This window comes from Arthrobacter sp. MDB1-55, from assembly GCF_059092925.1.
The window spans coordinates 1-228 of the sequence record NZ_JBNHID010000012.1 but is presented as its reverse complement, the minus strand read 5'-3'; the positions used below and the strand labels follow the sequence as shown (position 1 = coordinate 228).

The window sequence follows — 228 nt, the reverse complement described above, 5'->3', positions numbered from 1 at the left end:
CAACTACACCGCCGAGCAGCCCACCATCGGTACCGCCCTCGTAACCATCACCATCGCCACCGTGGCCACCGTTCGAGGCATCACCGGAAGTGGAACCACCAGCCGAGGAATCCGAACCCTTGCTGGAAGAATCACCGATCACCGAGATCGCATTCCCGCCAACATTGATCGGAGCAACAGCGTCCACGTCGGCAACCACACCGCCGAGCAGCCCACCATTGGTATCGC

Annotated in this window: 1 pseudogene; it reads right to left on the bottom strand. The window is 61.4% G+C overall.

Features of this window, described 5'->3' with window-relative positions:
• Positions 1-228, bottom strand: a pseudogene (locus tag AC5RU3_RS15645) (hypothetical protein); the annotation flags it as partial.